Genomic DNA, 13,004 nt, shown 5'->3' on the forward strand with positions numbered 1-13,004 from the left:
GCTTGCGCAAAAAGGGCAAGGCAGACTAACGTTGTGAAGAGTATTTTTCTTGTTGTCATAGTGCCTGTAGAATTTACTTTTGCGGCGGGTAAAGTCAAGACAAAAACGGCTTGTTTAAAAAAAATATGAAAATTTTCTTGACAATTTTCATAGATGTTTTACTATGCACTCATGGTTTCGATAACTGAAATAGCAGATATGGCCGGCGTGTCGCCCGCAACGGTGTCCAGAACGCTTACCAAAAGCGCAAAGGTCTCCGATGAAACTCTGGCCAGAATTGAAGAGGCTATGGAGAAAAGCGGCTATTCGCTGGAAATACACCGCAAACGAAATAATTCCCGCGTAGCAAGGGTCAAGAATATAGCATTTCTGATTCTCAGCCGCGATGTACTTCAGGATTACTCCTCCTCATTTAATAAGACAACCCGGGCGGTCAGCTCGGCAATAATTCAGTCTCACGCCAATATGATTCACGCATACGTTGATAAGCTGGACAATCTGCCCCCCGCGGTCGCCAACGGCACTATAGACGGGCTGGTTCTCAGCGGCTCATGCAGTGATGATCAGGTTATGAAAATGATTTCGGGAATTCCCAAAGTCTGGCTCAGTTCCCACCGCGAGGGTGAAATGGTTCTTCCTCTGGTTGGAAATGAAGGCATCGGCAAGATGGCGGCGGGTTATCTTTCGCGGCGGGGGCACAAAAAAATTGCTTTTCTGAATGCCTTTTCAGAGCATTTGGCAATGGCTACAAGGAGTGATTTTTTTGAGTTCTATGCCCGCAAAAATGATGTTGATGTTGAGCTTTTCACAAAGAGAAACAGGGAAAAGACTTACAACTCGATACATGAGATTAAGCATGCCCTCGAAGAGCTGATTGATCAATGGGCGTCGCAGCCCTCGCGGGCAACGGGGCTGTTTATCCCCCTCGATATCCAGGTGGCAATCTGTTATGAAATCCTGGCGGCAAAAGGCATAAAAGCCGGTATAGATGTCGATATTATCGGCTGTGATAACGATGAGGCGGCGTTGATGGGTCTAAGCCCTAAGCCGGCAACAATTGAAATCGGTGCCGCGGCAATGGGTTACCGCGCTGTTCAGGAGCTCATGTGGAGAATCGATAATCCCCATGCGAAAAAGCATGACAGTGTTACAGTCGTGGTAGAGCCGAAGCTTGTGCCGGGCGGCGTAACAGATTTTTTTGTAAAATAGAAATAGATTTTCAGATGTTTTGGCCGCCTGTTAGTGGTGGCGGCTGAAATGATAAATTTTTGTGAATCCTTATTAGAAAGGGAAAGAAAATGTTAAAGAAAATGTTATTTATCGTGGTATTGTTAATGTTAGCAATTTATGCAAATGCAGCAAAAATCGGCGACTGGTCCTTTGACGAGGGCGAGGGCCAGTGGACGTATAATTCGGTTCCGGGTTATACGGACCTCAGGCGAGGCTCGAGCGACGGCACATGGCAGGACCCGCAATGGTCAACCGAGGGCTACAGCGGCAACTGCCTGCATTTCATTGGTGAGCAAGGCAGCGGCGATGGCGATACCGACATACTGCGGCCAAACAGCACAGCGGATTTAAGTGCTTTCTACACGCAGACTTTTACGGTTGATGCCTGCATAAACCTCGATTCGATTCCGCTGAATACGTTCGACTGGTACAATCCTTACACGATTATCTCTTTCGGCGGCAAAGACGCGTTGAACAACAACAAGGACGTATATTTCCTTAGAGTTACGCAGCGCAGCGAAGGTGTTGGAATGCTAAACGGCTATTTCTATTCAGAAGACGGTGTCGGGCATTCATTCTCCCACTCGGCGGATATCCTTGCCGGTCAATGGTACAATGTCGGCTTCTCTGTTGACAGCTCATCAACCACTGACAACGTAAGCCTTTGGGTTAACGGCATCGAAGAGACCAAAAGCTCATCGTCAGTAGCAAGAACCGACTTGACGATTAACGGCGAGAGCCTTGTTCTGGGAGCTATGTACGCAAGGTCCAGGTCACTTAACGGCCGCCTTGATGAAGTAAAGTTCTATGACAGCGTAGAAGCAGTTCCCGAGCCGGCTACATTTGCCCTTATGGCAGGTGCGGCATGTTTCGGTGTTCTTCGCAGAAAAGATAAAAAATAACACTAATTTTATTGTTTAGAGTTAATAGAGGTATTCAAATGACTAAGAAATTGCTATTTATTATGATAGCGACGGCGGCGGTTTCGCTGACTTATGCCGAAACTATCGGTTACTGGCCTTTCGAGGAAAATTCGGGTCAATTTGCAAACTGTCCGCCGGCGCTGGCCGGGGCCCTGCCGTTTCGGCTTGGCTCCAGCGGCTCTGCCTGGCAGGACCCTGAGTGGTCAACAGATGGTTATTCGGGTAACTGCCTGCACTTTATGAGTGCAGCGGGGCGGCCTGACGGCGAGCTGGATCTGATCCGGCCCGAGCCCGAAACAGACGTAAGCATGTATAACACAGATACATTCACTGTCGAAGCGTGGATCAAGCTCGACTCCATACCGGATAATACGTTTGACTACTACAATCCGTACCAGATTATCTGTTTTGGCGGTGTAGATAGCGAAAGTGCGAATAAGTATGCGTACTTCCTAAGAGTTACGCAGCGCAGCGAGGGTGTTGGAATGCTTAACGGCTACTTCTATTCGAGTGACGGCACCGGATATTCTTTTATCCATTCCGCCGATCTGCTCGTGGGACAGTGGTATCATGTCGCATTCGCAGTTGACGGCTCTTCCACGACAGACAATGTAAGTATATGGGTAAACGGAGCGGAAGAGGTTAACTCTGCCGCGGCATCGCCCAGAACAGACCTGGCCATCACAGGTGAAAGCCTGGCGGTCGGCACAAACTGGCTCAGACAGAGGGGCTTCAACGGCTATATCGATGAGCTTCGTATTTCTGATACCAGGCTTGCTACATCAGAGCTGATGATAAACGGCGGCAGTGTAAACATACCCGAGCCGCAGAGAGAAACACTTGCCTGGTGGCGTTTCGAAGAGCAGGCCGGCCAGATTGCCCATTGTGAGCCGGGAATGTCTGATATCAGTATGAGGCTTGGCACCAGCGACAGCGACTGGCACGACTGCGACTGGGTCGCGGAAGGTATCAGCGGCGGCGGTGTAATGTGTTACAGCGATATTGATACGGGCACTCTTGGGTATTTGACAGTTGATGCCGCCGACGAGGCCAAAGTTCCTACTCTTATGACCGAGTCCTTCACCGTCGAGGCATGTATATGGCCGCAGTATATACCGCTGCTTAACCAGGCCGGCACAGGTGCGGAATTTGGTTTTTATGATCCGTTCTCGATCTTTGATATCAAGGAATGGAGCTCCGAAGCCACTGTTACCGGAGATAATTCGATGTTCTGCCTTATCAGGTTTATGCCCAATGAAACAGGTGAATTCGGCCGTCTTGAGGCTGCCTGGTATGATGACGATACTATGAGGACAATACTGCATAACAGCACAGATATTCCCCAGCAGGAGTGGACACATGTTGCTTTCGCTTATGACGCGACAAAGGCATACGACAATGCCACTCTGTATGTCAACGGCGTGGGCACCAGCTTCTCCACAAGCAGGCTGCCCAGGACTGATCAGATTCTGCCCAAGCTGACAATCGGTGGAATGTGGGCAGGAAACTACGTTAAACGCGGTTTCTGGGGAATGATTGATGAGGTAAGGATTACCAACAAGGCCCTTACGTCTCAAGAGCTTCTGCTTCCTGAAAATCCCCACGGCCTTGACGCGGTCTATCTTGACGGCGATCTTAACAGGGATTTGTATGTAGATACTGCTGATCTGGCTTTGATGGCAGAGAACTGGCTTGCTAATTAATCGTAACTCTAAATGGAGCTTATAATATGAAGACCAAAATATACATTATTACTTTGTTGGCCGTGCTCGCTGCGGGCATCTCTCATGCCGAGCTTGTAGGAATGTGGAATTTTTCCGAAGGCACGGGCGAAAATACTTACAGCGAGGTCGGCGATTTTACTCTGCAGCGCGGTACCAGCCAAAGCGACTGGGCAAACCCGCTGTGGTACGAAGACGGGCTCAGCGGTTATTGTTTTCTCTTTGAGAACGATAAGGGTGAGAGCGAAAACGACAGAGATTTTCTAACTCCCTTAGACGGTGTTGATGTCTCCGCCGTGATTACTCCGGAATTCACCATTGACGCATGGGTGAAACTGAACTCACTGCCGGTGGGTTTTTCTTCTAACGATCCTTACTATCTCGTCTGGGCGGGTGATATGGAAAATGTCACAAGCAACAACTACTTTATCCGTATGGATCAGTCCGGGTTGCGGTACGCCTCGTTTATCGGCGGCTTCTATTATGATGATAACGGAACGCCTACCTACAACAGGTTTATACACACAACGAGACTTGAACCGGGGCTTTGGTACCGTCTGGTATTCAGCTATGACCCGTCACTGCCCGGCGGAAACGCAAAACTTTGGGTAAACGGCGAGCTTTACAGCGAGGATTCTAATCTTGTACCTATAACCGATGGCTATACCACACCCTGGTTTGTTCTCGGTGCCGCGCGCCAGAGCGGCTCGCAGTACAGGTCGTTTGACGGGCTTATTGATCAGTTCAGATTTTATGATCACGCAGTTCAGGATCTCTCTGAGCTGGACGAGGGCGATTGCAATTACCCCGGGACAGAGAGAAATACCGCTGATATCAACGGCGACTGCATTGTAAATATGCTTGATTTCAGCTCAATAGCCCAGTCATGGCTGATGAACACTGATCCGACAAATGTCGAATAATAATCGGAGAAAACCTTACATGAAAATTTTCCAGAAAACAAACAAGGCATTCACACTGATAGAGCTTCTTGTTGTGATTTCTATAATCGCGGTTTTGATGGCTATCCTGCTTCCTTCACTTTCTATGGTGAGGAAGCAGGCCAAAAAGCTTGTCTGCGGCTCAAACCTGAGACAGCTCCAGTTATCCGCCGCGGCATATACGAACTCCAACGACAATAAGTTTCCCTTCCAGGACGGCCGAGGCTTCCACGGCAACGACGGCGTTAAGGCCCTGAATGCCCTTAACCGTGAGAGCAGCGACTGGCGTGAGAACTGGATTTACAGTCTGGTCAACTACGGCAATCTGCCCAAGGAATCGTATGTCTGCCCGGAAATAACTTCCCTGTTCAACCGCGAGAAAAACGCTGTGGCTGATGATAGGGGTTATTATTTCAGCTATACGGCAAACGGCGTTCTGACTCATTACGGCGGCAGGTACATCAAACGTCCTTCAGAGGTTGTATCCTTTATGGATGATGTTTACCTTGCGACTTCTGCCGTAATACGTGCCTCGATTCAGACGCATTTCCTCTCACGCAGAGGAGATCCGCCGCCGTCACCGTCTCCGGCTGACGCGGGCTTTTCCGGCTGGATGCGGTTCAGCGACGCAGACCTGATCTGTGACGGGCCGCACGATATGGATACTCACACAGCCAGATGGTTTGATGAGCCGCGGATAGAAGCCAAAAGCAGCTCCGGCGGAAACGGCGGCGGGCGAAACTACGTGTTTGCCGACGGACATGTCGAATATATGAAATGGGACGAAATTTCCAGCAGGCATTTCGGCCTTAAGATTAACGGCAAAGACCAGCAGGAAGAAGACGTTCCCGGCTACCAGAGCAATGGCAGACTTGGCTACATAAGCCAGTAAAATTACATTTATCACAACACAGAATAAAAACAGATATACGGAGACAAGAATTTGCTTTATCAGAAAAAGTATATAGTTCACCGCTGCGCGCATAATCCGATACTTACAAAAGACGATTTTCCCGGTGATATCGTAAGTGTATTCAACAGTGGAATTATCAAGCATAACGGCAAATACGTTATGATCTGCCGCTGTGAAGATTCGTCGTTCAGCCGGTACATGTGGGTCGCCCAGAGCGATGACGGCATCAAATTTACACTACGGGATAAACCGCTGGCGATGCCGTTGGATGACCCGCTTTTCCGCGAGTATGTCGATGGAGAGAAATCGTACTGGGATCCGCGTATCACCTGTATCGAAGGCCAGCACTATATTGTTCATGCGGCGGATGTTACTAACGGGGCGAGCTGTCAGTTAGGTCTTTTCAAGATCGATGATTCATTCGAAAAGCTCGAGTGGATGGGGCTGATTTCTGAGCCGGATAACCGCAACGGAGTACTCTTCCCAAGAAAAATAAACGGCCTTTATTACAGGCTCGACCGTCCCAACGATAACGGCGGTTTCGATATCTGGGCATGTTCAAGCCCCGATTTGATTTACTGGGGCAACCCGCGGCGGGTTTTGTCCAAAAGCCTGATCGGCTGGGGTGAAAAGAAGATCGGTCCCGGGGCAGTTCCAATAGAAACAGACGCCGGCTGGCTGTGCATAATCCACGGCGTGCGGCGGCAGTGTACCGATGAGGTTTACAGTCTCGGCGTTATGCTGCTGGACAGGGACGATCCGACTAAGATGATTGCCTGCAGCAGGCGGGCGATCCTGGCGCCTGAAGAGCCTTACGAGCTGATGGGCCAGAGCATGAACGTTGTGTTTACAAACGGCGCGGTCGCAGAAGATGACGGCACCGTCAAGATATATTACGGCGGTGCTGACCAGGTTCAGTGCCTGGCAACAGCGAAGATTGATGATTTGATAGATTCATGCTTAAATGACAGATAGTTTAGAGATAACCGCATAATGAGACATTTGATATTTATATTGCTTTTTACTGTTCCGGGCGTTTTTGCCTCGGCCCGTGGGCCTGAGCTGCCGTTTTCCGGCGATGCGAACCAGGAAGTTACTCTTCGGGCCGTGGCTGGAATTAAGGATTACTCTGATGGGATCGGAAATTACATTATATCCGCCTTCGACTCAGAAAATCCCAATCAGCTGGTTTTCGGCCTTAGAATGTATGACAAGAAACTTGAGTTTGTTACCATCGCTGATATCGCTGATGACGGCAAACCCGTTTACCGAGGTGTAAAGTCGAAATCTAATGTGCCGCTCGGGCGGGATGTTTACCTCTGCGCGGTCAGGACGCACCAGCGGCTTACAGTGTATATCAACGGGCTTGCCGAGGGAGTGCGGACAATAACTACAGAGACGCCCGCGGCGAATCGGCTTCGTATTGGTGCTGAGTGCCGCTCGGGCAACACCGCCAGGGATATAAAAGGCGTGATAAAACAGCCCAGGGTTTTTGCTAAAGCCTTTACGCCCAAAGAGGTCGCCAAAGACTATGCCTCGATCTTCGGCAATGACATCAAACCGCTCATCAGAGATGATGGGATATACCTGCCGCTGAAAGTCTCACCCAGGCCGGCCGAGTTTCCTGATGCCCCCGTAAGGTGCAAACTTAACCTTGAGTTTATCGAGGCCTTTCTGCCCGAGGGTACATATATAGACCCGACCTGTATTGATGTTTTTAAATGGGACAGCGGCAGTGAGAAACCTGCTTCCGGCAAGATAAATTTCCGCAGTGAATACGATTATTATCCAAAGCACGCGACAGTCGTCTGGAAACGCCCCCGCAAGTGTGACGGCGAATACGCGATCCGCTTTAACGGCAGCGACAAAGACACAGCACAAAAAGAAATACCCTTCATAGCCGCGGGCGAGCCTTTGAGCATGGGAAGAACTGATATTCCTGCCCAGGGCCAGGGGCTGGCAGGCTATCCGGTAGTGCTTGACTATGACGGTGACGGGCTCAACGATCTGATTTCAGCGTATGTGATTCCCAGAAGAACGCTTTTCTATAAAAATATCGGCACTAAGAAAAAACCGGTTTTCAAGGCACCCGAAATCGCATTTGAGGGTAAGTCCCTTTTGAAGTTCGATATGTTTGGGCAGGACGGGCAGATATACGCGTGCAGTTTCAAGAATGATACTCTGACAATGTGGAAAGCCGTTGAAACGCACACAGACAAGACCATAGAGGTTCAGGAAAGCTGCAAGGTAACAGGCCTGCCCGAGGGGTTTGACAGTTTTGATATAGCTTATGTAGATGCCGATAGTGACGGTGTAAAAGACCTGCTGGTCGGCGGATTCCTCGGCACTTGGTGGTGGGACGGCTCTGATCCGTGGAACAGCGGCAGGGGCAATCCAGATATCGGCTACGGAAGGGGTTATGACGAGAAAAACAGATGGTACGGCAAACCTCCGGTTGGAGTGGCGTATCTTGCGATAAACAAAGGTACTGATACATCGCCGCAGTTTTCTGCCGCGAAGGCTCTTAAGGTAAATGGTGAGCGGATAGAGATACCGACATCACAGTTTTCTGTGGATTTAGCTGATTTCAACGGCGACGGCAAACTGGATTTTCTGCTTGGCAGCGGTGTTGATGAGACGCTTATTTATTATAACACTTCAAACGAGAAGGGCGGCCTTGAGCTGTCAATGCCGGTTGGCGCGTACAGAGATTCGACCGTGTCGAAATACAGCTATTTTGACCAGCGGTTCGAAGTGGTGGACTTTGACAATGACGGCGAAATAGAGGTGATTGTCGGCTCAAACCCCGGCGTTACTGTTTTGTGCGAGGTCGAAGAAGGTCTGCTTGTAGAAGATAGCATTCTGGAGTTTGAAGGGGCTAACCTCTGGGCGGAAAGCCTGGTTGTTCCGTCAATTGCAGATTTAAACAGAGACGGCTTATGGGATGTAGTCTTAGGCGATTCTTCAGGGTTTTTGAGTTATTTTAAAAACACCGGCACAACCCAACAGCCTGTATTCGCTCCAAGAGAAAAGCTGAAGGCCGGCGGCGCGGTTTTCCGCCCGATTGCCGGTTACAGCGGTTCGATTCAGGGGCCCAACGAGGCCCGCTGGGGCTATCTGGCACCGAATGTCTGTGATTTTGACGGAGACGGCAAACCCGATGTAGTTTTAAGCGATATAACGGGTTATAATTACTGGCTTAGGAATATTTCACGGGACAAAGGCGGCTATGAGTTTACCAGCCCACAGCAGCTCCAGGTAGATACCTGGCCTCTGAAAATACGCTGGAGGACGCGGCCGGCTATGTGGTATTTTGAACAAGAAGATAAAATGCCCCCGGCTATTGTAACAAGCGACGAATACGGCTTTATAACTATGTACGAGCGTGATTTCATCGAAGGCCCCGCGGGACTCAAACCGGGCACAAGGCTTAAATACACCGACGGCAGGGAAATCAAAATTGACGGGCCGTCCGGTTATAACGGTAGGAGCAAGTTCTGCGCCGCCGACTATAACGGCGACGGCAGGCTCGATCTGCTTATCGGCCAGCCCAGAAGGGGCGGTCTGATAAACGCGGGCCGGCGGTATGACCTGGCCGATGCGGACGCCGCGTATGTCGCCCTGCTGATAAACGCCGGCAGTAATCGGCAGCCTCGTTTTGAGCCGGCTAAGCCCTTGACATTGGCCAACGGCGAGATACTATACTTTGGAAACCACTCTTGCTCGCCGGCGGTTATGGATGTTGACGGTGATGGTAAATTAGACGTATTTATTGGGACTGAAAGAGGTTATGTTCGCTGCTATAACCGTTCGATGTTCGAGGACAGCTCTCAGTTAATCAGTGTCCCGGAATTATAAATCAGGAATTTTAATGAAAAAACAATTTTCAAAAGATGTATGCTCGGTAATGCTGACATCCTTCAATGATGATAAAAGCATTGACCTTAACGGATTACGAAGTCTGATAGACTTTTATATAGATAACGGCTGTAATGCGCTCTTCGCCGCCTGTTCTTCAAGTGAGGTTCTCTACTTAACCAGGGACGAGATCGTAACTCTCTGCCGCGAAACTGTTGATTATACCGCCGGCAGGGCGGAAGTCTTCGGCGGGGCGATATGCCAGAGCAGTCTTGCCGAACAGGCCGAGCTGATTAAGATGATCAAAGATGCCGGAATTGAGGTGCCTGTGATTACTACAAATCAGCTCTGCAAAGAAGATGACCCGTCAGATGTCTGGAAAGACAACCTGCTCAGGCTGCTTGAAATGACTGACGGGCCTCTGGGTATGTATGAATCGCCGTTTCCGTTTGTAAGGCTGCTCAGCACAGATGAAATGCAGCTTGTTGTAGATTCGGGCAGGTTTGCTTTCTTCAAGGACACATGCTGCAATATTGATGGATTAAAGGAAAAGATTCAAATCAAAGACGGTTCTTCGATGGCTTTCTATAATGCAAACGTGGACACTCTCGTTGGTTCTCTCGATGAGGGCGCAGACGGATATTGCGGCACCGCGGCTAATTTTTATCCGGAGGTAATCAGGCTTATCTGCGATAATCATGCTGACCATGACCTGATCAAGCCGGCGTTCGACTTTATCCGCAAGGGTGAAGACGCGTTCAAGAATACCTATCCGCTGGCGGCAAAATATTTCCTTCAGAAGAGGGGAGTTGATATGAAACTCAACTGCCGAACAGAAGTAAAGACTCTGGCTTCTAAGGATGAGCAAATGCTTTCAACCTTACTCTCTGATATGCATGATGTCCTTAAAATCTATGAACAAAAATCATGTACATCGGAAAAGTAAATCTTTGATAATTCAAAAAGGCAGGAACTATGCGGCTCCTGCCTTTTTTTTCTGTTGAAATTTTCGGACTCAAGAAAGTTTTACAGAGTGAATGTTTCCTTGAGTGCTGTGATGTCCGCCGCGTTATTTGCGTTTTCTGATCAGAAGGCTGCCCGCCGCCAGAATAATTAATGAGGCAGGTTCGGGCACCAGCATAACATTGTCAACAAACATACCGCCTACTTGATAATAGTTGTTTTTGAACCCTGTGGCGATTATGGCAACATTGTCCAGGTTCATTCCTGCTGAAGTGTATGTGTCAAAATCAATTTCAAGTGTCAACGGGCCGGTGCCGCTGGCTGTATAGCCGCCGCCGGAATTATCGTATTCTGCGCTCAACACAGTCTGGCCCCAGCAGTCGAATAACGTTACATATGCCAGTCCGCCCGAGCCGTCGAGATATTCCAGGCCGGGTTCAGTCTTAGACGGTATGTACAGATCAACTGAGATGGCTGTATGTCCTTGTGCGCGGAAGTTCACACCGTAATTGTTCCAGGAAGCGCCTGGGACTGAGTATTTGGTTTGCGTCCAGTACGGGTCGCCGCCGACAATTTCAAAGAGCATCTGATTGCTGCCGTTGATATTTACGATCGATTCTGTAGCTGCGCCCCCGTTTGTCTGCACGACCCAGGCCGCATTCAGGGCGGCATCGTCTGCGTATGACTCGAAATCATCAATCATGAGGTTTGCCCCGCAGGCAAATCCGGCGAACACTGCCATTACTAAAACAACTGCATTTTTCATTTTTGTTCTCCTTTCAAAGAAAACATTAAGTAAAATTATCTATGGCGCCAACACGGCACCTCTTTTCCTATTCATTAAGCCGCCAGTCCCCGGGTATCAGGGCAAAATCTTCCCAGCTGACTTTATTGTCATTATTCAAATCAAGATCAAAGTCAGGAACATCGGCAAGCCAGCCGCCTGCAAATATTCTTAAATCTTCTCCGTCAGAAATCCCGTCACCATTAAAATCTCCAAAGTCAGTATCTCCCCGCTTAAGTGAGACTGTCAGCACTGTATCGCAGGGCAGGCTGATTTCTACCCTGTTGCCGTAAAGTGCATACAGGATTGAACCGTTGGAAACAGTTCCGTTGATGTATGCCGAGCCGCGTGATGACACAAAGTCGCCAGTGCCTGCAAACTCTACACTTAACGTTTTCTCATATTCAGTCCCGTTCACCGCTGCCAGATAAACCTTGTCAAGATGTTTGAAGGCAGCCGTGTATATCCCGCTTTGAGGCTGCACCGGCGCCGCGAGCACTAAACTTTCCGGCGGCAGTTGGCCAAAGAGTGTCTTTACGGCGAAATATGCCGGCCGTTTGGTACTGCCGTCACTGCCGCGTCTTTGCAGGCCCCAGCCGTCATCTGACCAGTACTGATCAGCGGCTTCCCACAGCAGAAGGGCATTTGCCCCGCCTTTAAGCATGGAGAGGCTGTTCTCGAAAACCCTTGCGGCAAAAGCCGGCTCGTCAGAGGCTGAGTAGCTGTATCCTCCGCCGGGGGATGGGTATTGCTCGCCGTGAAAAAAACGGGCTCCAGTCATATATTCAGTTATAAATATTGGTTTTGTGCCGCTCGGGTCTTTGGCCCTGACGGCATCAATGAAATCTGTCCATCGATGTCTTAAAAAATCCGGCGCGCAATCAGGCTCAAAGCTCTCGTCCCAGGCATGGGTTGAGAAGCCGCCCAGAGATGAAACCGCATCATCATCTAAAGCCCCAATCCAGTTTTCGCCGCCGTCGTCATGGTCAAGGTACGCAAGTCCCGGGCCGATTATCGGCACATCGGCAAAGCCCCGCTCGTCCAGCTCCTGCCGCACAAGTTTCAATATATCATTGTAGTCTTGCGGAGGTACCTTGCAATTCCAGGTTCCCTCGGGCTCGTTAAACATTTCGATATAGTCCGCTCTGATATCATGACACGCCAGATAGTTCAGTACAGCTCCCCAGAGCATTGCGTAATCACTGTGGTTATCACTTCGCAGTTTCCCGTAAAGGTCCCGCCACCGGTCTGGAACGTGAAACTGTACAAATATCGATTGTACGTTTTGCCTTTTGAGCATTTCAAAAGACGCTTGCATATTGCTGAGTCTTGCCTGGCTGTAATTCTCCGCAACAAATTTATCAAAAGAACTCCGAAGCCCGTCAGTCGGAGGAGCCTGTCCTATTGAAGACCACGAAGGTCCCGGATCAAGGCGCACAAACCCCATTTTCAAGTCTGCCGGCAAAGGCTCAACACTTGAATCGCCCGACCAGATTTGAGCTCCAATTCCCATAAACTTATGGGAGACCGCGTGTAAATCGTAATTAAGCACAGTCTCAGCCGCCGCGGCGGCCGCAATAAAACTCAAAGCTGCTAATAATATAATTCGTCCCACCAACATCAATACTGCTTTCTCAAAAAATTCCTGCACGGCACGCGGCTATCCGTAAC

10 protein-coding genes are annotated in these 13,004 nt (G+C 49.5%); 8 read left to right on the forward strand and 2 right to left on the reverse strand.

Annotated elements, in window-relative coordinates:
- Positions 1 to 153: 153 nt before the first annotated feature.
- The 8 genes from SMSP2_RS00900 (at position 154) to SMSP2_RS00935 (ending at position 10,532) form a co-directional block, all read left to right on the forward strand.
- A complete protein-coding gene (locus SMSP2_RS00900) occupies positions 154 to 1,209 on the forward strand; it encodes a LacI family DNA-binding transcriptional regulator (protein ID WP_146682151.1) in 1,056 nt (351 codons plus the stop codon).
- 125 nt (positions 1,210 to 1,334) lie between these two features.
- Complete coding sequence (locus tag SMSP2_RS00905; protein WP_186804783.1) at positions 1,335 to 2,132, forward strand: LamG-like jellyroll fold domain-containing protein; 798 nt, start codon at positions 1,335 to 1,337, stop codon at positions 2,130 to 2,132.
- Positions 2,133 to 2,170: 38 nt separating this feature from the next.
- Positions 2,171 to 3,856 carry a LamG domain-containing protein gene (locus tag SMSP2_RS00910; protein ID WP_146682153.1) on the forward strand — a complete coding sequence of 562 codons (1,686 nt, stop codon included), beginning with the start codon at positions 2,171 to 2,173 and terminating at the stop codon, positions 3,854 to 3,856.
- Between the two features lie 26 nt (positions 3,857 to 3,882).
- Complete coding sequence (locus SMSP2_RS00915) at positions 3,883 to 4,797, forward strand: LamG domain-containing protein (protein WP_146682154.1); 915 nt, start codon at positions 3,883 to 3,885, stop codon at positions 4,795 to 4,797.
- 19 nt (positions 4,798 to 4,816) lie between these two features.
- The gene (locus SMSP2_RS00920) at positions 4,817 to 5,707 is read left to right on the forward strand and encodes a type II secretion system protein (RefSeq protein WP_186804784.1); all 891 of its coding nucleotides are present in this window, start codon (positions 4,817 to 4,819) and stop codon (positions 5,705 to 5,707) included.
- 51 nt (positions 5,708 to 5,758) lie between these two features.
- Positions 5,759 to 6,703, forward strand: coding sequence for a glycoside hydrolase family 130 protein (locus SMSP2_RS00925; RefSeq protein ID WP_186804785.1), 945 nt, complete (start codon positions 5,759 to 5,761; stop codon positions 6,701 to 6,703).
- Between the two features lie 18 nt (positions 6,704 to 6,721).
- The gene (locus SMSP2_RS00930; protein WP_146682157.1) at positions 6,722 to 9,586 is read left to right on the forward strand and encodes a LamG-like jellyroll fold domain-containing protein; all 2,865 of its coding nucleotides are present in this window, start codon (positions 6,722 to 6,724) and stop codon (positions 9,584 to 9,586) included.
- Between the two features lie 13 nt (positions 9,587 to 9,599).
- Positions 9,600 to 10,532 carry a dihydrodipicolinate synthase family protein gene (locus tag SMSP2_RS00935; RefSeq protein ID WP_146682158.1) on the forward strand — a complete coding sequence of 311 codons (933 nt, stop codon included), beginning with the start codon at positions 9,600 to 9,602 and terminating at the stop codon, positions 10,530 to 10,532.
- A 123-nt stretch (positions 10,533 to 10,655) separates the two neighbouring features.
- Here the strand turns inward: SMSP2_RS00935 and SMSP2_RS00940 are convergent, their stop codons facing one another.
- Positions 10,656 to 11,315 carry a hypothetical protein gene (locus SMSP2_RS00940; protein WP_146682159.1) on the reverse strand — a complete coding sequence of 220 codons (660 nt, stop codon included), beginning with the start codon at positions 11,313 to 11,315 and terminating at the stop codon, positions 10,656 to 10,658.
- Positions 11,316 to 11,382: 67 nt separating this feature from the next.
- On the reverse strand, positions 11,383 to 12,948 hold the full coding sequence (locus tag SMSP2_RS00945) for a hypothetical protein (RefSeq protein ID WP_186804786.1): 1,566 nt from the start codon (positions 12,946 to 12,948) through the stop codon (positions 11,383 to 11,385).
- Positions 12,949 to 13,004 lie beyond the last annotated feature (56 nt).

Source organism: Limihaloglobus sulfuriphilus, assembly GCF_001999965.1.
Classification (GTDB): domain Bacteria; phylum Planctomycetota; class Phycisphaerae; order Sedimentisphaerales; family Sedimentisphaeraceae; genus Limihaloglobus; species Limihaloglobus sulfuriphilus.

Bases quoted from the DNA above. Each gene is read 5' to 3' on its own strand.
- SMSP2_RS00915 (WP_146682154.1), top strand. From the start codon at position 3,883: ATGAAGACCAAAATATACATTATTACTTTGTTGGCCGTGCTCGCTGCG.
- SMSP2_RS00900 (WP_146682151.1), top strand. From the start codon at position 154: ATGTTTTACTATGCACTCATGGTTTCGATAACTGAAATAGCAGATATG.
- SMSP2_RS00940 (WP_146682159.1), bottom strand. From the start codon at position 11,315: ATGAAAAATGCAGTTGTTTTAGTAATGGCAGTGTTCGCCGGATTTGCC.
- SMSP2_RS00910 (WP_146682153.1), top strand. From the start codon at position 2,171: ATGACTAAGAAATTGCTATTTATTATGATAGCGACGGCGGCGGTTTCG.
- SMSP2_RS00905 (WP_186804783.1), top strand. From the start codon at position 1,335: ATGTTAGCAATTTATGCAAATGCAGCAAAAATCGGCGACTGGTCCTTT.
- SMSP2_RS00930 (WP_146682157.1), top strand. From the start codon at position 6,722: ATGAGACATTTGATATTTATATTGCTTTTTACTGTTCCGGGCGTTTTT.
- SMSP2_RS00935 (WP_146682158.1), top strand. From the start codon at position 9,600: ATGAAAAAACAATTTTCAAAAGATGTATGCTCGGTAATGCTGACATCC.
- SMSP2_RS00920 (WP_186804784.1), top strand. From the start codon at position 4,817: ATGAAAATTTTCCAGAAAACAAACAAGGCATTCACACTGATAGAGCTT.